This is a genomic window from Virgibacillus senegalensis, from assembly GCF_000821245.2.
Classification (GTDB): Bacteria; Bacillota; Bacilli; order Bacillales; family Amphibacillaceae; genus Sediminibacillus; species Sediminibacillus senegalensis.
In genome coordinates, this window is record NZ_LN611425.1 from 420104 (window position 1) to 444433 (window position 24330).

19 protein-coding genes, 1 pseudogene and 2 riboswitches are annotated in these 24330 nt (G+C 43.6%); of the genes and pseudogenes, 17 read left to right on the forward strand and 3 right to left on the reverse strand.

The genetic code is table 11. From position 1 onward, the window contains the following. The first annotated feature begins 32 nt into the window (after positions 1-32). The 16 genes and pseudogenes from xseA (at position 33) to BN1067_RS12905 (ending at position 19114) form a co-directional block, all read left to right on the forward strand. On the forward strand, positions 33-1379 hold the full coding sequence (gene xseA, locus BN1067_RS12830; RefSeq protein ID WP_053219256.1) for an exodeoxyribonuclease VII large subunit: 1347 nt from the start codon (positions 33-35) through the stop codon (positions 1377-1379). Next, positions 1376-1606, forward strand: coding sequence for an exodeoxyribonuclease VII small subunit (locus BN1067_RS12835; RefSeq protein ID WP_053219257.1), 231 nt, complete (start codon positions 1376-1378; stop codon positions 1604-1606). The genes xseA and BN1067_RS12835 overlap by 4 nt, the downstream gene beginning before the upstream one ends. A gap of 1 nt (position 1607) precedes the next feature. Further along, complete coding sequence (locus BN1067_RS12840; RefSeq protein ID WP_110943485.1) at positions 1608-2492, forward strand: polyprenyl synthetase family protein; 885 nt, start codon at positions 1608-1610, stop codon at positions 2490-2492. Positions 2493-3187: 695 nt separating this feature from the next. After that, a complete protein-coding gene (locus BN1067_RS12845; protein WP_053219258.1) occupies positions 3188-3763 on the forward strand; it encodes a hypothetical protein in 576 nt (191 codons plus the stop codon). A 172-nt stretch (positions 3764-3935) separates the two neighbouring features. Next, positions 3936-5270, forward strand: a pseudogene (dxs, locus tag BN1067_RS12850) (1-deoxy-D-xylulose-5-phosphate synthase); the annotation flags it as partial. A gap of 19 nt (positions 5271-5289) precedes the next feature. Further along, a complete protein-coding gene (gene dxs, locus BN1067_RS12855) occupies positions 5290-7140 on the forward strand; it encodes a 1-deoxy-D-xylulose-5-phosphate synthase (RefSeq protein WP_053219259.1) in 1851 nt (616 codons plus the stop codon). Positions 7141-7146: 6 nt separating this feature from the next. Next, positions 7147-7971 (forward strand): TlyA family RNA methyltransferase, encoded by an 825-nt coding sequence (locus BN1067_RS12860; RefSeq protein ID WP_053219260.1) that lies wholly within the window; start codon positions 7147-7149, stop codon positions 7969-7971. Between the two features lie 83 nt (positions 7972-8054). After that, positions 8055-8504: a transcriptional regulator AhrC/ArgR gene (gene ahrC, locus BN1067_RS12865; RefSeq protein WP_053219261.1), complete on the forward strand. Its 450-nt coding sequence runs from the start codon at positions 8055-8057 to the stop codon at positions 8502-8504. Between the two features lie 35 nt (positions 8505-8539). After that, positions 8540-10273, forward strand: a complete 1734-nt coding sequence (recN, locus tag BN1067_RS12870; RefSeq protein WP_053219262.1) for a DNA repair protein RecN — start codon at positions 8540-8542, stop codon at positions 10271-10273. Positions 10274-10620: 347 nt separating this feature from the next. Then, positions 10621-11898, forward strand: coding sequence for a SpoIVB peptidase (spoIVB, locus tag BN1067_RS12875; protein ID WP_053219263.1), 1278 nt, complete (start codon positions 10621-10623; stop codon positions 11896-11898). A gap of 345 nt (positions 11899-12243) precedes the next feature. Continuing rightward, positions 12244-13032 (forward strand): sporulation transcription factor Spo0A, encoded by a 789-nt coding sequence (spo0A, locus tag BN1067_RS12880; RefSeq protein ID WP_053219264.1) that lies wholly within the window; start codon positions 12244-12246, stop codon positions 13030-13032. Between the two features lie 283 nt (positions 13033-13315). Next, a riboswitch (SAM riboswitch) is annotated at positions 13316-13418 on the forward strand. A gap of 126 nt (positions 13419-13544) precedes the next feature. Continuing rightward, positions 13545-13648, forward strand: a riboswitch (SAM riboswitch). Between the two features lie 89 nt (positions 13649-13737). Then, positions 13738-14769, forward strand: coding sequence for a methionine ABC transporter ATP-binding protein (locus BN1067_RS12885; protein ID WP_053219428.1), 1032 nt, complete (start codon positions 13738-13740; stop codon positions 14767-14769). Then, positions 14759-15409, forward strand: coding sequence for a methionine ABC transporter permease (locus BN1067_RS12890; protein WP_053219265.1), 651 nt, complete (start codon positions 14759-14761; stop codon positions 15407-15409). Before BN1067_RS12885 ends, BN1067_RS12890 begins: the two co-directional genes overlap by 11 nt. Positions 15410-15424: 15 nt before the next feature. Continuing rightward, positions 15425-16252 (forward strand): MetQ/NlpA family ABC transporter substrate-binding protein, encoded by an 828-nt coding sequence (locus BN1067_RS12895; protein ID WP_053219266.1) that lies wholly within the window; start codon positions 15425-15427, stop codon positions 16250-16252. Positions 16253-16337: 85 nt separating this feature from the next. Further along, complete coding sequence (locus tag BN1067_RS12900; protein ID WP_053219267.1) at positions 16338-17555, forward strand: M20 family metallopeptidase; 1218 nt, start codon at positions 16338-16340, stop codon at positions 17553-17555. A gap of 203 nt (positions 17556-17758) precedes the next feature. Next, a complete protein-coding gene (locus BN1067_RS12905; protein WP_053219268.1) occupies positions 17759-19114 on the forward strand; it encodes an aspartate kinase in 1356 nt (451 codons plus the stop codon). 41 nt (positions 19115-19155) lie between these two features. On the opposite strand, the gene BN1067_RS12910 is transcribed toward BN1067_RS12905, so the two are convergent. The 3 genes from BN1067_RS12910 to BN1067_RS12920 are packed head-to-tail and all read right to left on the reverse strand — an operon-like array spanning position 19156 to position 22078. After that, a complete protein-coding gene (locus BN1067_RS12910) occupies positions 19156-19899 on the reverse strand; it encodes a 3'-5' exonuclease (protein WP_053219269.1) in 744 nt (247 codons plus the stop codon). Between the two features lies 1 nt (position 19900). Then, positions 19901-21811 carry a DUF294 nucleotidyltransferase-like domain-containing protein gene (locus BN1067_RS12915; RefSeq protein WP_053219270.1) on the reverse strand — a complete coding sequence of 637 codons (1911 nt, stop codon included), beginning with the start codon at positions 21809-21811 and terminating at the stop codon, positions 19901-19903. A gap of 30 nt (positions 21812-21841) precedes the next feature. Then, positions 21842-22078 (reverse strand): DUF2627 domain-containing protein, encoded by a 237-nt coding sequence (locus BN1067_RS12920; RefSeq protein WP_053219271.1) that lies wholly within the window; start codon positions 22076-22078, stop codon positions 21842-21844. Positions 22079-22233: 155 nt separating this feature from the next. On the opposite strand from BN1067_RS12920, the gene BN1067_RS12925 reads away from it, so the two are divergent. Next, positions 22234-24309: a sigma-54 interaction domain-containing protein gene (locus BN1067_RS12925; RefSeq protein ID WP_053219272.1), complete on the forward strand. Its 2076-nt coding sequence runs from the start codon at positions 22234-22236 to the stop codon at positions 24307-24309. The last annotated feature ends 21 nt before the right edge of the window (positions 24310-24330 follow it).

Here is a 24330-nt window from a genome sequence, read left to right on the forward strand (position 1 = left end):
GAAGCATATCCTAAAAATGCAGGTGTTTTGCGATGAATGATAAATATTTAACTGTTACAGCGCTGACCAAATACATTAAACGCAAATTTGAAATGGACAAGCATTTAAAAGATGTGTGGCTGAAAGCTGAAATTTCCAACTTTAAGCATCACAGCAGGGGACATATGTACCTGACATTAAAAGATGATCGATCCAGAATCCAGGCAGTAATGTTTGCCGGGAATAACCGTTCCCTGAAATTCAAACCGGAAAATGGCATGAATGTCCTGGTAAAGGGAGAGTTAAGTGTTTATGAGCCGCAGGGCCAATACCAGCTTTACATTACTCAGATGGAGCCTGATGGAATCGGCGCCCTTTATCTGGCATTCGAGCAATTAAAGGAAAAGTTGAGCGCTGAGGGGCTGTTTGATCCATCCGTCAAGCAACCGATTCCCGCATACCCGAAAAGGATCGGGGTGATCACCTCTCCTACTGGGGCAGCAGTGCGGGATATTATGACCACATTATCCAGACGCTTTCCGATTGCAAAATCCACTTTGTTTCCGGTACTTGTCCAAGGCAGTCAGTCCGCGGAATCCATCGTCAAAGCTATCGAAACGGCGAATCGACTGGAAGGTTTTGATCTATTGATTGTGGGCCGAGGCGGCGGTTCCATAGAGGAATTGTGGAGTTTCAACGAAGAAACAGTAGCCAGGGCAATCCGTGCTTCTGCTATACCGGTGATTTCCGCAGTAGGTCATGAAACGGACTTTACAATCAGTGACATGGCAGCTGATATGCGGGCTGCTACACCTACAGCCGCTGCCGAGCTCGCAGTTCCGTCTCAGGTCGAAATAAAGGAGCGTGTTATCGCCCTCAATCGATCGTTGGACCGCGCACTGAAAAACCGGATTGTCCAAGCGAAGGAGCGACTCAACCAATTACAACGTGCTTACGCATTTCGTTATCCCGCCCAGCTTTTGCGACAAAAAGAGCAGGAGCTCGATAAATATGTTGAGCGTTTAGGCAGAGGGGTAACCGCCAGATACACGAACAAGCGGGATCGTCTCCAGAATTTGCAAAAACGGTTGATTCAAAAACATCCACAAACACAGACCCAACTGCTCGGCCGTGAGCTGACTCAGCTACGTCAAAGATTGGATCGTGCTTTTGTCAATGAAGTACATGCGAGGCAAAATCGTTTTCAAAAGAACCTGGACAAACTTGCATTGTTAAATCCACTAAATACAATGAAGCGTGGTTATTCCATCACTTATCAGCAAAATGGCGAAGTATTATCCTCTACCAGGAAAGTCCAGCCGGGGGACCAAGTAACTGTCAAGCTTTATGATGGCTCATTGGACTGCCAGGTATGGGGGATCGAGGAGGAGAAAACATGAGTGAGCAAGAGTTAAGCTTTGAAGAAGCAATGAAACAGCTTGAAGAAATTGTGGAAAAGCTGGAAGAAGGGGAAGTGCCTCTGGAAAAGGCGATCAATTATTATCAGGAAGGCATGAAACTATCCAAACTTTGCAGCGATAAGCTGACAAGCGTAGAAGAACAAATGGAGAAAATCGTCAACGAACAAGGCGATACAGTACCTTTCTCTATTCAGGAGGACGAATAGGGTGACAGGAAGCTTAGTTAATTACATAAAGGAGAAACAGCTTCAAATGGATGAGGCAATCCTCGGTTATATTGAAGAGTTGGAAGCTCCGGAGCGACTAAAAGCCGCAATGAAATATTCAGCAGAAGCGGGAGGCAAAAGACTTCGTCCTACGTTGATGGCTGCAAGCTGCGAGTCTTATGGGGGTGATATGGAAAATATCATCCCTGCTGCGGCAGCTCTTGAAATGATCCACACGTATTCTCTTATTCATGATGATTTACCGGCCATGGACAATGATGACATCCGCCGCGGCAAGCCCACCAACCATATTCAGTTTGATGAAGCTACCGCCATTTTGGCAGGGGATGGTCTATTGACATACAGCTTCGAGATCGTTGCTTCCCATTTATCGGTTTCAGACGGTCAGAAGGTGGATTTGATGCGGAGATTAGCAGAAGCTGCCGGACCGAAAGGAATGGTCGCGGGACAAGTTCTTGATATGCAGGCTGAAAATAAAGAAGCAAAGCTCGAGGAACTGGAACAAATCCATACACTAAAAACCGGCCAGCTGCTCAGGTATGCGGTTGTAGCAGGGGCGATGATCGGGGGAGCAGATTCGCGCCAAATCACCGCTTTGGAGGAATATGCCTATTATTTAGGGTTGATTTTCCAAGTACAGGATGACATCCTTGATGTCCAGGGAGATCCGGAGTTGATCGGGAAACCGGTAGGAAGTGATGAGACAAACTTGAAAAGTACATACCCGAAACTTCTCGGTTTGGATGGGGCCAGGAAACAGAAAGAAATGTACCTGCAAAAAGCCAAATTAGCTTTGCATGAAGCAGGTGTAGAGAGTTCGGTATTAGTGGAAATAACCGATTATTTCGGCAATCGGGATCATTAGTCAACGTGCTTGTATGAATTGAGATTTTTTTTGATATATGGTAAAATGATATCAAAGAGGAATGGTGCAGTATTCTAGTCGGTCCTCCGTTCCTGAAGGCGGGCCTAAAAATCCGCCAAAGGGCACATCGATGAAGTTCCTTGTGCTGGCTTGAGGCGCCCAGCCTTGGGTCAGTGCTGGGAGTTAAGGTAGCAGGGCGATCCACAAAGGCATGTGGGCGAGGACCCTGCTTCCGCGGAGGCCCATCTCTGTAGCGGTTGCTAAGCCTAGTTGCTGTTATGGAATGGGGTATGAACCTGCGCAATAGGGAAAGGGAATCTCTATTCGCAGCGTAGCCTGCCTTGAGTGGTCCTGAGGGGATAATGGCTCACAGCGCAATAAAAGCGGCCACTTTTATTGTGTTATTTTGCCATTTGAAATCAGTACTGCAAAAGAGGCTAGGGAACGGCCAAAGACTGTTGAGGAAATCTCCTAGACTGTTCCATCGGACATTTAAAAGGGATTATAGTGCGGACTAAGTGGCAATCCAGTCTAGCTTTTGGCGACGAAGCTAAGGTGGATTTAAAGGGGAACCGCCAGAATGGCAACATTCGGTATCCATCTGGGAAAACCTACTGGACCTAAGCCGCAGTTTTTACCTTTTAAATGACCATTCCTTCTACATAAACTTACGAATTTAATTAATGAGGGTAACAATGAAATCACAACTACAAAAATCGTTACGATTTAGTTTAAGTATTGCCGTTATCACATTCGTGTTAGCGGCTATTTTTTCAGTCATATCTTCCTCCGTGCTGAACGGGGTACCATGGATTATCGGTCTACTGATTGTTCTGGTTATCGTTCTGATCGGGATATTCTTTGATATGTTAGGGATCGCTGCTACAGCTGCAGACGAAACACCATTCAACGCAATGGCCTCGGAAAAGGTAAACGGTTCCAAACAGGCGCTGCTAATCGTCCGAAACGCAGACCGCTTCGCCAGTTTTTCCAACGATGTAATAGGAGACATTTCGGGTATAGTTAGTGGTACGGCTTCTGCTATAGTCGTTTTGCAAGTTGCCAATGGATTTGGTTACTCGGAAGGTTCGACTGTCCAGCTTGTCATCAATGTCGTCTTAACCAGTTTGGTGGCTGCGCTGACAGTTGGCGGTAAAGCAATCGGAAAGTATCTTGCCATTAATTCATCCACGCATATTATATTTTTCGTCGGGAAAGTTGTTGCTTTCATTGAATCAAAATTCAACGTACAACTAATTAAAAAAGGGTAACTTTAATTCAGAAATCGAAATTTCGCAAAAACGTTATTCCTACGCTCGCGGCATATATTTGTTATACTAAGATGTAAGCGTGAGTACGAAATAAGGAATTGAAGGAATGGAACCGGCAGTTGTTCGACAAATAACCAGCCGGAATATTAAGGTGAAGGGGAGGAATCCCATCATGGATCTTACAGAAATAAAAGATCCTTCGTTTTTAAAAAATATGTCAAACGAAGAATTAGAGCGATTTGCAACGGAAATCCGGCAGTTTCTGATCGAAAAACTATCGGTGACCGGTGGACATCTGGGGGCGAACCTTGGCGTTGTAGAATTGACTCTGGCACTCCATAAACATTTTCAAAGCCCGAAAGACAAATTTATTTTTGATGTCGGCCATCAATCTTATATTCATAAAATATTGACCGGTCGTGCCGGTCAATTCGATACCTTGCGACAATACAAAGGTTTGTGCGGTTTTCCGAAAACCCGTGAAAGTGAACATGATGTCTGGGAAACCGGCCATAGTTCCACTTCGTTATCAGCTGCTATGGGGATGACCATCGCCAGGGATTTAAAAAAAGAGGACAGCCATATCGTCCCGATTATCGGAGATGGAGCACTGACAGGCGGAATGGCCTTGGAGGCGCTCAACCATATTGGCCATGAGAAAAAAGATATCATCGTCATTCTGAATGATAATGAAATGTCGATTGCCAACAATGTTGGTGCTCTTCACAATGCATTAGGACGTATGAGAAGTGCAGGCAAGTATAAAAGAGTGAAAGATGAACTGGAATGGCTCATGAAGAAAATTCCGGCTGTTGGCGGACGACTTGCGTCTACTGCCGAAAGAGTGAAAGACAGCATGAAATACTTCATGGTGCCTGGGATGCTGTTTGAAGAGTTCGGTTTCACTTATTATGGTCCAGTCGATGGGCATGATTTTACTGCTTTGCAGGAAAACCTCCAATACGCCAAGAAAACCGGAGGTCCTGTGCTGGTGCACGTCATCACACAAAAAGGGAAAGGTTACCAGCCTGCTGAGACAGACAAGAAAGACAGGTGGCACGGTGTAGGTCCATACAAAATCGACTCCGGCGAGAAAATAAAACCAGTAGACGCTCCGCCTGCCTGGAGTGAGGTTGTCAGCGGGACCTTGCAGAAAAAGGCAAGGGAAGATGAAAGGTTGACTGTCATCACCCCCGCCATGATTCTCGGTTCCAAACTGGAAAAGTTTCAAAAGGAATTTCCTGAACGACTTTTTGATGTCGGAATTGCGGAACAGCATGCAGCCACTATGGCAGCAGGACTCGCTACACAAGGGATGAAGCCGTTTTTGGCAATTTATTCGACATTCTTGCAGCGTGCCTATGACCAATTAGTCCATGATGTCTGCAGGCAAAACCTGAATGTTATTTTCGGAATTGATCGGGCGGGATTAGTCGGAGCGGATGGTGAAACACACCAGGGCGTATTTGACATCTCGTTTTTACGGAGCATACCGAATATGGTCGTGATNTTCGTTTTTAAAAAATATGTCAAACGAAGAATTAGAGCGATTTGCAACGGAAATCCGGCAGTTTCTGATCGAAAAACTATCGGTGACCGGTGGACATCTGGGGGCGAACCTTGGCGTTGTAGAATTGACTCTGGCACTCCATAAACATTTTCAAAGCCCGAAAGACAAATTTATTTTTGATGTCGGCCATCAATCTTATATTCATAAAATATTGACCGGTCGTGCCGGTCAATTCGATACCTTGCGACAATACAAAGGTTTGTGCGGTTTTCCGAAAACCCGTGAAAGTGAACATGATGTCTGGGAAACCGGCCATAGTTCCACTTCGTTATCAGCTGCTATGGGGATGACCATCGCCAGGGATTTAAAAAAAGAGGACAGCCATATCGTCCCGATTATCGGAGATGGAGCACTGACAGGCGGAATGGCCTTGGAGGCGCTCAACCATATTGGCCATGAGAAAAAAGATATCATCGTCATTCTGAATGATAATGAAATGTCGATTGCCAACAATGTTGGTGCTCTTCACAATGCATTAGGACGTATGAGAAGTGCAGGCAAGTATAAAAGAGTGAAAGATGAACTGGAATGGCTCATGAAGAAAATTCCGGCTGTTGGCGGACGACTTGCGTCTACTGCCGAAAGAGTGAAAGACAGCATGAAATACTTCATGGTGCCTGGGATGCTGTTTGAAGAGTTCGGTTTCACTTATTATGGTCCAGTCGATGGGCATGATTTTACTGCTTTGCAGGAAAACCTCCAATACGCCAAGAAAACCGGAGGTCCTGTGCTGGTGCACGTCATCACACAAAAAGGGAAAGGTTACCAGCCTGCTGAGACAGACAAGAAAGACAGGTGGCACGGTGTAGGTCCATACAAAATCGACTCCGGCGAGAAAATAAAACCAGTAGACGCTCCGCCTGCCTGGAGTGAGGTTGTCAGCGGGACCTTGCAGAAAAAGGCAAGGGAAGATGAAAGGTTGACTGTCATCACCCCCGCCATGATTCTCGGTTCCAAACTGGAAAAGTTTCAAAAGGAATTTCCTGAACGACTTTTTGATGTCGGAATTGCGGAACAGCATGCAGCCACTATGGCAGCAGGACTCGCTACACAAGGGATGAAGCCGTTTTTGGCAATTTATTCGACATTCTTGCAGCGTGCCTATGACCAATTAGTCCATGATGTCTGCAGGCAAAACCTGAATGTTATTTTCGGAATTGATCGGGCGGGATTAGTCGGAGCGGATGGTGAAACACACCAGGGCGTATTTGACATCTCGTTTTTACGGAGCATACCGAATATGGTCGTGATGATGCCGAAAGACGAAAATGAGTGCCAGCATATGGTCCAGACGGCTGTCGAATATGACGACGGACCAATCGCTGTACGTTACCCACGCGGAAATGGACTCGGCGTTGATATGGACAAGAATTTGCAATCGATAGAGATCGGCAGCTGGGAAGTCTTGAAAGAAGGAAATGATGCTGCTATTCTTACCTTCGGAACGACGATCCCAATGGCTTTGCAGGCAAGCAAAGAATTGCAGGCAAAGGGTGTTTCGGTAAAAGTTATCAACGCGCGGTTTATCAAGCCGCTCGATGAGCGGATGCTGCATGAACTTATGTCCGAAAACATACCGATTTTAACGATTGAAGAAGCTGTTCTGAAAGGCGGGTTTGGCAGCTCGATTTTGGAATTTGCCGAAGAGAACGGATACCAAAACCGTACAATCCATCGGATGGGTATACCAGATCGTTATATTGAACATGGTAAGGTCGAGCAGCTATTGGAAGAAATCGGTTTAACAAAGGAACAAACAGTACAACACATACAGCGCATGCTGCCAAGTAAACAGCAAAGGGCATGATGGAAATTGAGCAAAAAAACAAGGCTCGACACTCTGTTGGTGGACAGGGGATTAATCGAGACACGTGAGAAGGCCAAACGTTCAATTATGGCCGGCTTAGTCTACTCAGAACAGACGCGTTTGGACAAGCCGGGAATGAAAGTGGAAGAAGATATTTCCTTGACCGTTAAAGGGAAGTTGTTTCCATACGTTGGAAGGGGCGGTCTTAAATTAGAGAAGGCAATTAAGCAATTCGCCATCGATTTACAAGGAAAAAAAGTGATTGATATTGGTTCCTCTACTGGTGGGTTTACCGATTGTGCTTTGCAAAACGGTGCGGAGCTCAGTTATGCGGTCGATGTCGGCTATAACCAGCTTGACTGGAAACTGAGAAATGATCCAAGAGTAGAAGTAATGGAAAGAACCAATTTCCGGTATGTAACACCTGAGATGCTAAAAAGAGGGGTACCCGATTTTGCCTCCATCGACGTATCATTTATTTCCCTTCGATTGATTTTGCCAGTTCTGGCAAAGCTATTGAAACAGGATGGAGAAGTCGTTGCGCTGATCAAACCACAATTTGAAGCGGGCCGGGAGCAGGTTGGCCGGAAAGGCATTGTAAGGGATGCGGATGTTCACCGCCAAGTTTTAAAGAACATTCTCTCCTTTGCGTCGTCGGAAGGTTTTTCCGTTAAAGGGCTGACGTTTTCACCGATTACCGGCGGGGATGGCAATATTGAATTTTTAGCCTATTTTCTTTGTGATGGAGAAAAAGCAGGAAATAGCTTGTCTGATGTCGAAATGGACCATGTAGTCGAGGAAGCACACGAGACACATCAGAAGCACGCATAAGCAGGGCTACATTTTCTGTAGCCCTTTTCCTTTGTCATTCTTTGCACATCAAAGCTTCAGATCATGCCAAAAGGAGGGATAACGTGACAAAAGGGCAACGACATATAAAAATAAGAGAACTGATAGCCGATTATGATATTGAAACACAGGATGAGCTGGTCGAACAACTGCGTAATTTAGGATACAATGTCACGCAGGCCACTGTATCAAGGGATATTAAAGAATTGCACCTTGTCAAAGTTCCGACCGTTGACGGTAAATATAAATACAGCCTTCCAGCCGACCAGCGCTTCAATCCGTTGGAAAAGCTAAGACGGCTGATTATGGATGCGTTCGTACGGATTGATACTGCTGGATATTTCATTGTACTAAAAACACTTCCCGGAAATGCTCAGGCATTGGGGGCTCTGATTGATAACCTTGATTGGACGGAAATCATGGGCACGATTTGCGGTGATGATACGTGTCTGATCATCTGTCGTACGGAAAAGGATACCCAGATAATCAAAAACAGACTGCTGGAAATGTTATAACAGGTTTACTTTAAAAAAAATGAGGTGGCTTTTACTTGTTAACTGAATTGTCTATCAAGGATTTCGCGATTATCGATGAAATATCGATAACATTCAATGAAGGGTTGACTGTGTTAACAGGAGAAACCGGCGCTGGTAAATCGATCATCATTGATGCTGTCCAATTATTGACCGGTGGCAGAGGGTCGGTCGAATTTGTCAGGTATGGGGCGAAGAAAGCGGACATCGAAGGGTTGTTTATTATCGATGATCCGAAGCATCCGATCTTTGAAAAAGGGCGCCATTTCGGAGTAGATGTAAATGAGGATGGCATGATTGTCCTGCAACGGACGATTACTGCGAATGGAAAAAGTATTTGCAGGGTGAATGGAAAGCTCGTTACCTTGGCAATACTAAAGGAATTCGGTAAGACGCTTATTGACATACACAGTCAGCATGAAACGCAATCGTTAATGGAAGTGGATCGCCATATAGAATTATTGGACTTATATATTAAGGATGAGCTAGAACAAGTAAAAACAGAATATCTTCGATTGTTTGAAAAATTTCAGGCATTGAGGAAACGTTACAGGGAACTTAACGAAAATGAACAGGAAATGGTACAGCGACTTGATTTGCTTGAATTTCAGTTAAAAGAAATCCAAGCGGCAGAACTGTCACCGTCGGAAGATGAAAAGTTAAGCGAGGAACGAGACAGGCTCAATAATTACGAAAAAATCTATCAAGGTATCCATGATGCATACAATGCGTTGTACGGTGAACAAAAAGGATTGGACTGGCTTTCTCTTGCATTGAATGGATTGGAAAGTGCCAGTGAATATGATGAAAATGTTGCTTCCAAAAAAGAAGAATTCTCTAATCACTATTATGTATTGGAGGAATTCACCTTTGACTTGCGTAATTTCCTCGACTCCATGGAATTCGATCCAGAAAGATTGAACATAATCGAAAGCAGACTTAATGAAATCAACCGGTTGAAAAAGAAATACGGCCAATCGGTGACGGAAATATTAGAATATGGCGCGAAAGTCGAAGAGGAGATCGACCAAATCACCAATCGTGAATCCCATTTGACCAAGCTGCAAAGCCAAATTGCAGAACTAGGCGAGGATGCCCTTTTGGAGGCTAGACATATGCATGATATCCGAAAAAAGGCAGCTGAAACATTGGTCGAATCTATTCATAAAGAGTTGAAGGATCTATACTTAGAAAAAGCTTCATTCGGAGTCGATATCCAGTTAAGGCGCGGTAAAGAAGGGGATCCTCAATTAGAGGGAACACCTGTCAGCATGCATGACAATGGATTTGACTTAGTCAAATTCCTGATTACTACCAATCCTGGAGAACCATTGAAGGAAATCAACAAAGTGGCTTCAGGAGGAGAACTTTCGCGTATTATGTTAGCGCTGAAGAAAATTTTTTCCAAGCACCAAGGAGTGACGAGTGTCATTTTTGACGAAGTCGACACCGGTGTAAGCGGACGGGTTGCGCAGGCAATCGCTGAAAAAATTCATGGGATTGCCAGTGGTTCTCAAGTATTGTGTATTTCCCATCTTCCACAGGTTGCTTCCATGGCAGATACCCATCTTTTGATTGAAAAGCATGTATCAGATGAAAGGACAAGTACTTCTGTTGTTGAATTGGACACAGAAGCTTCAGTAGAAGAGATCAGTCGGATGATTACCGGAGCAGAATTAACAGAAACAACGAAGGAACACGCAAGAGAGTTGATCAACCTTGCGAAAAAGTTCAAAAAAGATCAAGGTTGACCCTTGCCCTACGGCAAGGGTTTTTTAGTAGGAAAATTCATTTCAGGGAATCATAAGCGGAACAACGACTCCGCTTTTCTTGTCCAGCTTCTCCTCATGAGATCTTGATCCTATACATGGCAAAACCTGTCGCTTCGAAGAGTGTTTCAAGCTGATTGGGGGTTTCCAAGGTGCTTGCGCTTTTCTTTGTTGTATTATCCGCTTATTTTTTGGTTTAATTCCAAGCATATAAGGAAATTATCGCCGTTATTTCTCATCTTTACAGGGTTTAAAAAAGGTGCTGCAAGGCCAAATTAGAACTACAGAAATAAAAAATTGCTATGGGTTAGGAACGAGGAGAGTGAAGCATGAATTTTAATGGATTTCGCAATGGCATAGGAATAACGCTCCTTGTTGCTTTCCTGTGTATTCCTTTTTTACCTGTTAAAGACTTCCTAATGATACCTGGTCAATTGACTACTTTTATGAACCAGGGAGAAATCAATATGCCGGCCGTCAGTTCAAATGTAACAGTTGCCAGCAGCAATGACGAGATACTGGAGGCATCAAGTGATGCATCCTTTGCAGCAAAAGGGATGGGTACGGCTGATATCGTCTATGAACTAGCTGGCCTGCCAATCAAAAAAGTAAATGTCGATGTGTTGGACGACTTCCGAGTAATCCCCGGAGGGCAATCCATCGGTGTGAATCTTCATACTTTAGGGGTATTGGTCGTTGGCCACCATCAAATCACTACCAGTGATGGTAAGGTTTCACCTGGAGAAGAAGCTGATATTAAAGTTGGCGACATCCTGTTGAAAATAAATGGCAAAGAAATTAAAAAGATTGCGGAAGTTGCCCCTTTTGTAGAAGCAGCAGGGGAAGCCGATGAATCGCTAAAGGTTACCGTAAAGCGTGGGGAGAAAACATTTGAAACCAATTTAACGCCTTACCTGGATGCTAAAGAGGATGATTACCGTATTGGCTTGTACATTCGGGATTCTGCCGCAGGAATCGGAACCATGACGTTTTACGATCCTGTTTCTAAAAAATATGGTGCCCTAGGACATGTCATTTCTGACATGGACACACGAAAACCGATTGAAATTCACAAAGGAACCATTGTTCGTTCCAACATAAAAGCAATCGAAAAAGGCAACAACGGAACACCAGGAGAAAAACGCGCCGAATTTTCAGCAGACGAAAAGAAACTTGGGAACATTACGAAGAATACGCCATTCGGTGTTTTTGGAAAACTGGATGAAGACATAAAGAATGGAAAATTGGATAAAGCAATGCCGATCGCTTTGTCCCATGAAGTCAAAGAAGGACCAGCAAAAATACTGACTGTCGTTCATGGGGAAAAAGTAGAGGAATTCGATGTGGAAATTGTAAGCAGTGTACCGCAAAAATTTCCTGCCACTAAAGGGATGATCATCAAGATAACGGATAAAGAATTGTTAAAGGAGACTGGAGGCATCGTTCAGGGAATGAGTGGAAGTCCGATCATTCAGAACGACAAAGTAATCGGAGCAGTCACCCACGTGTTCGTTAATGATCCGACCTCTGGTTATGGGGTCCATATCGAGTGGATGCTGAATGAGGCAGGAATCGATATATATGGCAGCAATCAAAAAGCGGGCTGATTAAAAAACTAACTCTTATCAAACATACGATAAGAGTTAGTTTTTGTTATATTACTTCTTGTTCTGGAGAAAACAATAAAATTTTCTGATAAATAGCTCAATAAAAAACGTTTTCATTGGAAAAATATGCTATAATATAAAAGATAGAATAAAGAAATTTCGACAAATCTGCATGAATTCATAAACACCTTGTCGTATAGTATCGAAAATTGAAGTAATTAAAAGCTATTAAAAGAAAATCGAAAAAAATCCAATGTTTTTTCCTGAAAAGAAGGAAATATCGTCTTTATGTCGAAATCATTACGAGGAACTCAGGGAGGAATTACTAAAAGGAGGATATTTGGAGTGGAGAAGATTAAAGTTTGCTTAGTGGATGACAACAGGGAACTGATTGGTTTAATGCAGGAATACTTCGACGACAAAGAAGACATCGAGGTTATTGGTACAGCATATAATGGAAAAGACTGCCTGCAGATGCTTGAAGAACTGGACCCAGACGTCTTGGTATTGGATATTATTATGCCGCATATCGATGGTTTAGCGGTATTGGGCAAAATTAAAGATATCGAAAAGGAAAAGTATCCGAATGTTATTATGCTGACTGCATTCGGTCAGGAGGAAGTAACCAAGAAAGCCGTTGATTTAGGGGCCTCCTATTTTATTTTAAAGCCGTTTGATCTCGATAGCTTGGCGGATCAAATCAGACAAGTACATGGAATTACTCCTTCTTTCGATAATATAAGTTCTGGCAAGCAAAGGGGTAAACGTGATGACAGGAAGAAAGATTTGGAAACAAGCATTACCCATATCATTCACGAAATAGGTGTTCCTGCTCACATCAAAGGATATATGTATTTAAGGGAAGCGATTACGATGGTTTATAAGGATATCGAATTGCTAGGCTCTATTACAAAGGTGCTGTACCCGGATATCGCCAAAAAGTATAATACGACTGCTTCACGTGTCGAACGTGCGATCCGTCATGCGATAGAGGTTGCCTGGAGCCGTGGGAACATGGAGTCTATCTCTTCTTTATTCGGTTATACGGTCAGTATTTCCAAAGCCAAGCCGACAAACAGTGAATTCATTGCGATGGTAGCCGACCGCCTCAGGTTGGAACATCGAGCAAGCTGAAGGATGGATTTGACTGGATTCAATCAGCAAATTATATATTAAGGATGTATTAAGGACTGGCTTGTTTAGCGAAAGACATCACCTTTTAATTGGTTTGTCAAAATCAGGATGGGGTGGTGTCTTTTTTCTGCTTTTTTTAAGCTTCATTTTGCCCATAACGAAAGACATTTGAATCATCCATTAAAAATTTTCTTACAGGAATGTTACAAAAATGTATTGACACTTTTGAAGTGCCGTTGTAAAGTGTTAATCAAGTTAAAAAAATTGAATGAATTTTCATTACTTCTTATCAAGAGAGGCAGAGGGACTGGCCCTGTGAAGCCTCGGCAGCGGACTATTAAATAGTACTGTGCCAAATCCAGCAAGCAATGCTTGAGAGATGAGAAGAGGACGGATTACATATTCATGCCCTCTTCCCATTCGGAAGAGGGTTTTTTGTTGGTTAATGAAAAATAGCAAAAGGAGGAACCATGGAACGCTAAACTCGATTAAACAAATATCATTTATAAATATTCTTATCAAGAGAGGCGGAGGGACTGGCCCTGTGAAGCCTCGGCAGCGGACAATTAATTTGTACTGTGCCAAATCCAGCAAGCTTAAGCTTGGGAGATAAGAAGAGTCTAGTTGTCTGTGGGCAATTTAACTCTTCCATCCTCCGGAAGAGTTTTTTTATTTGAAAAACAACAGAAGAGAGGGAATCGCAAAGTGATTGAATTCAAAGGACTTACGAAAGTGTATGAGAGCGGAGATCAGCCAGTCCGTGCGTTGGATGGGATTGATTTGAAAATAAATGAAGGAGAAATATTCGGGGTCATCGGTTTTAGCGGAGCGGGAAAAAGCTCGTTGATCCGTTGTGTCAACTGGCTGGAAAAGCCGACTAACGGAAGTGTGATCGTGAACGGCAAGGATCTTACCCAATTGGCTCCCAAACAAATCAGGGACGTCAAGCGCAACATCGGCATGATATTTCAGCACTTTAACCTGTTGAATTCGAAGACCGTGTTTGCCAATGTTGCTATGCCGCTGAAGCTGGCGAAAGTACCAAAATCAGAAATCCGGGAACGCGTAACCGAGCTGCTAGAGTTTGTAGGGTTGGCTGACAAGGCGGATTATTATCCGGATCAACTCTCAGGCGGGCAAAAGCAGAGGATTGGGATTGCAAGGGCACTTGCCACGAAACCTTCGATTTTACTATGTGATGAAGCAACTTCTGCTTTGGATCCTGAGACTACCAACTCGATCCTTCAACTTTTGAGAAAAGTAAACAAGGAATACAACATCACGGTATTGATTATCACCCATGAGATGACTGTTATCAGGGAAATCTGTGACAGAGTGGCTGTAATTGAAGGCGGGAAGATCATCGAAGAAGGTTCCGTCTTTCAAGTGTTTTCGGAACCTACAACAAATACTGCGAGGAACTTTGTCAGTACTGTGATGAACGATACCTTACCGGAATCCATCAAAAAAATAGTTCGGAACAATGCAGGATTTCAGAAAGTCTTCAGAATCAGCTTTGTGGGCGAATCAGCCGGACAGCCGCTGTTATCGAAAATCACCAAGAAATTTGATGTGGAGTCAAATGTATTGTTCGGCAACATAACAGAACTTCAAGGTGTTCCATTCGGTAACCTGGTTGTCGAATTCATAGGCAGTGAGAGAGATATCAACCGTGCATTACTGTATATCAACCAAGAGAAAGTTGCCATTAAGGAGGTCGAAGCAAATGCTGGTTAATCAGGATCAAATTATCGAAGCACTAATCGAAACGCTGCAAATGGTTGGTTTTTCACTGGTATTCTCCGTTCTTCTCGGTCTTCCGCTTGGTGTCCTGCTGGTGGTGACCCGCAAAGGACATTTATTGGAAAACTTACCAGTATTCAATATCTTAAACGGAATCATTAATGTGTTCAGATCCATCCCATTTATTATTCTTATGGTGGCCATTATTCCAGTGACCAGGCTGATTGTCGGCACTTCCATCGGAACGGCAGCAGCAGTCGTACCATTGGTTTTCTATGCGGGCCCGTATATTGCAAGACTGGTAGAGAATTCGTTGCTGGAAGTAGAACCCGGAGTCATTGAAGCAGCCGAGTCGATGGGGGCAACTCCTTGGCAGATCATTTTCAAGTTTTTGATACCAGAAGCACTTAGCTCTTTGGTTCTTGCATTCACCATTGCAACGGTCGGCCTTGTTGGTGCGTCGGCAATGGCGGGAGCAGTCGGAGGCGGCGGGCTGGGAGACCTTGCCATTACATACGGATATCAACGCTTTGATACCACTGTGATGTTGCTTACTGTCGGCATACTAGTCATTATGGTCCAAGGTCTACAAACGCTCGGAAATATCACATCGAAAAAAATCAGAAGAAGATAACAGGAGGAATCATCCATGAAAAAACTACTTTTAGCGGTATTACTTTTGGCACTAGCGGTGTTAGGAACGGCTTGCTCCGGGTCATCAAACGGAGAAGAAACGGAAAAAGTGAAAATTGGGGTAAGCGGATCGGATAACCGCGTCTGGGACTTTGTAGCTGAGAAAGCGGAAAAAGAAGGAATCGAAGTGGAAATCGTACGTTTCTCTGACTATGTTCAGCCGAATATCGCGCTTGCAGAAGGCGAGCTTGATGCCAACGCATTCCAGACTATCTCCTATTTCAATGCCTTTAAGAAAGAACATGATCTGGATTTAGCGCCAATTGCGACAACACTTATTGCTCCAATGGGAATCTATTCCGATAAGTATGAAAGTGTTGAGGAGGTTCCTGAAGGTGGTAAGATTGCAGTACCTAACGAAGCTACAAACATGGGAAGGGCCTTGCTCCTGCTTCAGGAAGCTGGGTTGATTACGCTTCCGGAAGATTTTGACGGAAACGGCGCAGTTGATAAAATCGTTGATAATCCAAAAAATCTGGAAATCGTTCCAGTGGTAGCGGGGCAAACTCCGAGAGCATTGCCTGATGTAGCTGCATCGATTATCAACAACGGAATTGCCGTCGATGCTGGTTTCAATCCAACAGAGGACTCCATCTTGCATGAAAGTGAAACAGCTACGCCTTACATCAATATTATCGCTGCCCGTACCGAAGACAAGGATGACGAAACATTGCAGAAGTTAGCTGATCTTTACCAAGAGGACGACGTAAAAGAATTCATCGAAAAAGAATATAAAGGGAGCCAGATTCCTACTTTCGTACCATTAAGTGAAATAGGAGAGTAATCTAACTTTTCCATCTCTCATGAAAAAAAGAGGATCGTGGTATAGCACTGACTTTGCAAACTTATAGAAAACGGGAGGAATTATGATGACATCTGTAGTAGAAACCAATGCTCCATTAAAAACGGTTATTACCGAGAACATTGAAAGCCAACGTGAAAAATATATTGCAACAAGTCACAGCATCCATCAAAAACCGGAGGTAGGAAACGAAGAGTATTTTGCTTCTAAGCTGCTATCCAACATATTAGAGGAACAAGGCTTTGATGTAGAGAGGGCCGTTGCTGGTCATGAAACATCTTTCCTTGCAAGAAAGAAATCAGATATACCGGGTCCTGTCATTGCATTTCTCGCAGAGTATGATGCCCTTCCAGGGATCGGCCATGCCTGCGGCCATAATATTATCGGTACGACCAGTGTTGGAGCTGCGATTGCTTTAAGCAAAGTTCTGGATTCTACTGGTGGAGAAGTTGTTGTGCTCGGGACACCGGCAGAAGAAGGCGGCCCTAACGGCAGTGCAAAAGGAAGCTTCGTCAAGCACGATTTACTTCAGGGAATCGACGCTGCTATGATGGTCCATCCGGCTAATGCAACCAGAGTGACCTCCACTTCCCTTGCCGTTGATCCACTTGATTTTGAATATCGCGGTGTTCCTGCACACGCAGCTGCTTCTCCACACGAAGGGGTTAATGCTTTGGATGCTGTCATCCAGCTGTTTAACGGAATCAATGCTTTGAGACAGCAGTTGAAAGAAGATGTAAAAATCCATGGAATCATTACACATGGAGGAGAAGCTCCGAACATCATCCCTGAGTATGCAAAAGCCCGATTTTTTATCAGGGCAGATACCAGAGCCCATCTTAATGAGGTTACGAAGAAGGTGAAAGCGGTGGCTGAAGGTGCTGCTTTAGCAACAGGAACTGAATTGAACGTCATTGCTTTTCAAAACCAAGTCGATAATCTACTGTTAAATAAAACCTTCGATCGTGTCTTTAAAGTAGCCGTTGAACAATTCGGCGAGACTGTCGACTTAAACGACAGGGATGGACTTGGCTCAACAGACGCAGGCAATATCAGTCAAGTGGTGCCGACCATCCATCCATACATCAAAATCGGACCGGATAATCTGGTTGCTCACACGGTCCCGTTCAGGGAAGCTGCAGCATCCTCTCAAGGAGATGAAGCCTTATTGAAAGGTGCCAAAGCACTTGCACTTACTGGCCTTGAATTGTTGACAGACCATCGGCTTTTGTCCTCCATTAAAGAAGAGTTTGAGGAGAGAAAGCGGGAGCAGGAAGGTAAATAGAAGACTACGTAAGGCAGAATCCTTTTGTGGTTCTGTCTTTTTTCTTATGAAAAGCACGAGAACTGTTAAACGGAAATGGAGTGGGATTGCTTTCTCATACTCGCAATCGACGTCCTTTCCGTTTACAAGTAGTAATTTTCGTCGGAAGTGTGTTAATATTTTATACTAGAGACAAAATTTAAAAAATGGAGAGAGTAATTGACATGAAAGTAGCGAAGTTTGGCGGAAGCTCTGTTGCGAGCGCACAAATGCTTAAAAAGGTAGCCGGAATAATCCAGGAGGATCCTGAGCGGCGGGTAATCGTCGTTTCAGCACCTGGAAAACGGTATAGTGACGATACAAAAGTTACGGATTTGTTGATTGATTTGTGCCAGGCATATTTGAATGGGGACAGTTATGAAAGAGAAATCGATCTTGTAATCGAAAGGTTTAAAGATATAACAGAGGAACTGAACCTTTCCGAAGATATTTTACAGGAAATTCGTCAGGATATCCAAGATGTTATCCACTCGGATTATGAAAATGAACTGAAAGCAGATGCTTTTAAAGCGATAGGGGAAGATTCCCTGGCAAAATTGTTAAGTGTTTATTTGAAGTCGCTTGGAATGGATGCATCCTATTTAAATCCTAAAGAAGCCGGCATCATTGTCAGTGATGAACCGGGCAGTGCCCAAATTTTGGATGAAAGCTTCGACCACTTATACAAGCTTCACGACCGGAAGGATATTGTGGTCATTCCAGGATTTTTTGGATATACCAAGGAAGGCAAGCTAATCACTTTTTCCAGAGGCGGTTCTGACATCACAGGCTCGATTGTCGCTGCGGGAGTCAAAGCAGATTTGTATGAGAACTTTACGGATGTCGACTCGGTATATTGCGTTAACCCTACCATTGTAGATAACCCTCGGGAAATTACTTCGTTGACCTATAAAGAAATGCGGGAACTTTCCTATGCAGGCTTTTCCGTTTTTCACGACGAAGCGTTGATTCCGGCTTTCAAAGCAAGCATACCGGTCTGTATAAAAAATACAAATAACCCGAATGGTCTGGGAACAATGATTGTGTCAGAAAAACATATGACCCCCAATCCGGTTGTTGGCATTGCCAGCGACAGAGGTTTTCTCAGTCTTTATGTCAGTAAGTACTTAATGAACAGAGAACTAGGTTTTGGTCGCAGGCTGTTAAATATATTAGAAGATGAACACATATCATTTGAACATACTCCTTCAGGTATTGATGATATGTCTGTCATCATAAGGGAGTCCCAATTCCCTAAGGAAAAGGAAGAGCGGGTTCTCCGCCGGATCAAAGAGGAACTGGATGCAGATATGGTTTCGATCGACCGCGGTCTGGCATTGGTGATGATTGTAGGGGAAGGAATGAACAGCACGATCGGTCTTGCCCGAAAAGCCACGGAAGCATTTGCAGAAGCGAATGTGAACTTGGAAATGATCAACCAGGGCTCTTCTGAGGTTGCAATGATGTTTGGAATTAAAGAAGATGGATTGGAAGCATCCGTTCGTGCCCTTTATAAAGCTTTTTTTGAGGATTTGCAATAATTTACATAAAAAAGAGAGGGAATCTGATTTTGAAACCAGATTCACTCTCTTTTTTTATTTTCCATAGAAGCTAATAGATGGTCAAGCTCTTGCCAAGTTGTGACGCCTTTCTTTTGTGCTTCATCTAACAGAAATTCAAATAATTCCGCTGTCATGATGGCATCGTTAAGTGCATGGTGTCTCTCCAACTTTTCTATTCCAAGGTAGCGGATTAGGGGATCGAGCTGGGGATTTACCTTTGGAAGCAGCCATTTGGCCATTAGCTGTGAATCAATGACATACGGTCTGTATTCAGGAAGTTTCCACCTCTTGATCATCGTCTGCAAAAAACGGATATCAAATTTGGCTGGGTGTGCAACAAGTATGGTACCACTGCAGTAATTCAAGAAGTTGCTGAAGCCATCGATGAACGGACTGGCATTGACCAAATCATGCTTGTCTATTCCAGTCAGTTTCTTGATTCTTTTCGAAACCGGCCTAATTGGTTTGATGATTTGATGGAATTTTTCCCTGCGGCAATATTTATTTCCGGTGATTTGAATCGCGCCGATGGAGATGACTTCATGGCCTATTTCCGGAATTAAGCCCGTGGTTTCGAGATCAAATACGGTAAAGGTGGCTTCCGATAAATTGGTGGTTTCGAGGCTTGTATCTCGCTCTGTTTGCTGCAAGTTTTCCGATAAGCTTTGGTAGGAATGCCACTGAAAGTAAGGCTTTATTTTGGATTGAAACATCGGTTTTTCAAATAGATAATATTTTAAAATTTGTAAATCAATGGGTAACATGTTAAACCACCCGATTCCGATTGTAGCTTAATTCCAATACTTGCTGCAGTCTCTTTGCGATTGCTAAAGCTTCACGCAGCTTCCGTTTATCTTCTTTGCCAAGCTGGTACAGGCTGATTTCGTTTGTCAGCTGTTTGTTTTCGGCCAGCTGGCTCAGGTTTTGCTCAAGCCGGAATGTAAGTAAACGATGGAGAGCCATTTTTGCATTTTCCGCATCCCGGGGATGGAAACGTTCTGCTTCTGTCAGCTTGTTCAACCGGTCGATGGTTCCAATACTGTCGATGCCGTACCGAATGGAATATATTCTGACTGCATTGACGATTTGCATGATCGCAGACTTTTTTAAATCCAAAAGACGCTGCCTGCCTGATCCGATAATTCTGCCAAAGGGCTGAAACGGGACGCGGAACCTTAGCGTATCTTTCGTTAACAATTGATGCACATGAAGTTTCTTTTGTACTTTCTCCGTAACTTGTTCACGGAGTCGATAGGCCAGGGAATAGTCTCCGAATATGGGACGGAAGTCCATGAAAATGGTAAAGTCACGGATTTCCTGAGCGTCCATTCTCTTGATCCATTCCTCCAGTTCGCTTGTCCATTCACCGATTGTACGTCTCCACTTTGTCTCTTTCGCCATAATGCCTCCAGTACATAGAGGAAAACCGCATTGTTCCAATTTGAAATTGATTTTCTGACTGAATAGTTGAAAATACTGCTCGATCTCCTGAGGATTATCCATGTCCTGATAATCAGCAAGAATCAATCCGTTGTCCTGGTCCGTGCTAAAGCCTTGTTCCTTTCTTCCTTCAGACCCCATCACAATGAAACAGTAGTTGATATCGGGAGTTCCATATCCTTCCTTTATCATTTCTTCCTCAGTCAGGTGAATCACCTGTTTGTGGATACGGTCATTGATGCTCGAAATGAGCTCGCAGATTTCATATCCCATCGTCCCATGGGCGATTAACTGGCGGATGAAGGTTTGAAAATGTTCATTATAAAAAGGGGACAGTTTCCGCAACTGTTCCACGTTCTCGGCGTTGGAAATACGGTAAGTCAAATCAAAATAAATCGAATCCTGAATATTGAAAAAGGAAGACTGTCGGAGGAAGCCTATAACTTTTTCTTTATAGAATACCGGAATGATTGATGTCGGATGATGTTTTAAATAAGACAACGCTTCATAAATGAAGTTTTTAGACATGACTGCGTAAACATCTTCCTTCATATATTTAGTGACCTGACTGTCCTGGTCGTTTTGAAAAAATGCTGTCAAAATTTCTGAATAGCCGATCATGCCAAGCATGTGCTTCTGGTCATCGCTGACGATGACACCTTCCAATTCCTTTTCCTGCAGTACTTTTGCCGCTTCTGCTATCGTTGCTGAAGCATCGATAAAGACAGGCGTCTCCATGTATCCATCCACTCTTTTTGTGTACAATTCGGTATCTGAATCCTCATCCGTATCAGAGGTTTTGTATTTAACTTCCTGGTATAAGCTTTTCATTGTATTGCTGATACCTTCCAACACTACATTGGAAAATTGTCGGTTGGATGACATGAGCGCCATAAATGCTGACTTGGAAAAGCAAAGCGTTTGAGTTGCTTCCAAGGCCTGTACGGAAAAACGCATTTCCCCGCTGGACATGACCACCATCATGCCGACAAGGTCTCCAGGGTAGTAATAGCGGATGGATAACTGTTTCCCGTTAGATCGGTGCATGATGCTGTTTGCCAGTCCGGATATCATGAAGTGGATATCAATATCGTTTTCTTGTTGATCTTCGTGAATAATAAATTGGTTCGCTTTAAAATTCTTTATTGTCGCATGTTCCGTCAAAGAATCGAATTCTTGTTCCGATAACAGACTGAACGGGTATTGGGATTGAAACATATCCAGATACGCTTCCATTGCAGAACCTCCCTATGTATCGCTTCATTTTTATTTCGTGTTTTTAAATTTTCCTTTTGTCAAGTTGCGCTTCCTGTCCCGAAATAAGATAAAGCCTCCAATAAATGCAATACCCGCCAAAAAGAAGATCAGTCCCGCTGCAAATTGAATGACGACATGAAAGAACCATGGGTGATATTCACCGAAAAAAGCATCTCGCATCCATTTGATTCCGAGTGTGGCCGCTATCCCGGGAATAACTAATATAATTAACGCAATTAGCCTCATTTGTTTACTCCTTTACTCCCTAAAACTATCGCACCACTTGCTGATGCTTACACACATGTAGTATAGCAGACATTATAAATAATGTCTTTCTTGCTAAATTATGCAGGATTTATTATGATGGAAGTGTGCAAATAAATGCAAGGTGTGGTGTCTGGATGAAGCGAGTACTAATCATTGGTGGAGGAAAAGGCGGGACAGCTTTGCTCAAGTTGCTGCTGGCAACCGATAGTATGAAGATTGTTGCAGTGGTGGATATTGATCCAAACGCCCCAGGCCTCAAGGCTGCCGAAAGCAATCGAATAGCGACGGGTAGCCACTGGCAGGATTGGATGGGTGATGATATTGACATTGTCATAGAAGCCACTGGATCGGAAGAAGTGCTGGGAGAGGTAATCAAAGCGCGTTCCGGTAACACGGTCGTTATTCCCGGTTCCGTAGCATACATAACAGCCGAATTGTTGGAAGAGAAAGAAACATTACTGTCCAGACTGAAGAGCGAAGCTCATACCCAGGAATTGATCATGAACAATATCCATGAGGGCATGATCGTCATCGACGATTCAGGATCTGTAACATTTGTGAATAAACGGGCAGAGCAAATCGTTGGTGTTCCCCGGAAAGATTTTCTCCGGAAACCAATCCGTCAAGTGATCGACCAGACAAGGCTTCCACAAGTACTGCGCTCGAGAAAAAAAGAAGTGAACAAAAAACTGTCGCTTGAAAACGGAAAAAAAGTGATCACCACCAGAATCCCGATTATCGATTCGCAGGATCGATTAAAAGGGGCTTTTGCGGTTTTTCGGGATATCACGGAAGTGGTGGAGCTCGCTGAACAGGTGACCGGTTTAAAAGAAGTCAAAAAAATGCTTGAAGCGATTTTTCATTCTTCTGATGAGGCAATCAGTGTCGTCGACGAGGATGGATTAGGCATCATGGTAAATCCGGCCTACACAAGGATAACCGGACTTGAAGAAAAGGATATTATCGGAAAACCCGCTTCGACAGATATTACCGAGGGAGAAAGCATGCATATGAAGGTTCTCCAGACAAGGAGGCCGGTAAGAGGGGTAAGGATGAAGGTTGGCCCGGCTAAAAAGGAAGTATTGGTCAATGTCGCTCCGATCATTGTCGATGGCAAGCTGAAGGGTAGTGTCGGGGTTCTGCATGATGTCTCGGAAATCACGTCATTATCTAGTGAACTTCGCAGAGCGAGACAGATCATCAGGAATTTGGAAGCGAAATATTCATTTGACGATATTATCGGCTCTTCCAATGAGATGAAACTTTCACTCGAACAGGCGCGTGTAGGCGCCAAAACACCTGCAACCGTATTGCTTCGAGGCGAGTCAGGAACAGGCAAAGAGTTGTTTGCGCATGCTATCCACAATGAAAGCGATCGAAGAAATAATAAATTTATCAGGGTAAACTGCGCGGCAATGGAGGAAAAAACCTTGGAGGGCGAGCTGTTCGGTTACGAAGAAAGCGCTTCGCCTCAATCAAAACAAGGGGCAAAAAAAGGTTATTTTGAAGAAGCGAATAATGGTAGTATCTTTTTGGATGAAATTGGAGAACTGAGCCTTCATCTCCAGGCGAAACTACTCCGCGTCCTGCAGGAACAGGAGATTTTTCGTGTAGGAGGAAGTAAACCTGTCCGTGTGGATGTACGCATCATTACGGCAACCAATGTCAATTTAGAGAAGGCAATCATGAGTGGTGATTTTCGGGAAGACTTGTACTATCGATTGAACAGACTTCCGATATTTATTCCGGCTCTTCGTGAACGAATCCAGGATATCGATGAACTCAGCAGCCATCTGATCCAAAAAATCAACCAGGATTATGGCAGGAATGTAAAGGGAATCAGCAAGGAAGCTGTAACGTATTTGAAAAGGTATAACTGGCCTGGAAACATTCGTGAATTAGAAAATGTACTTGGTCGGGCGATGATCAAAATGCATATAGGGGAAGAAATCATCACACTGGATCATTTGCCTCAGCTTCCACCGGAACAAGCAGGTGATAAAGCGGACACCGACTTGATGAATTATCAAGGGCAGTCGCTCCAGGAAGCGGTAGAAACGTTTGAGAAGCAAGTTATCGCTGCTGCGTTTAAAGAGCAGCGGTTCAATAAAACGAAGACAGCGGAAGCATTAGGTATTTCTGTCCGAAATTTGTATTACAAGATGGAGAAATACAACATTGAAAAAGATAGCATGCAAGATTTTTCATAGGACGGTGCTAAGTTGGAGGAT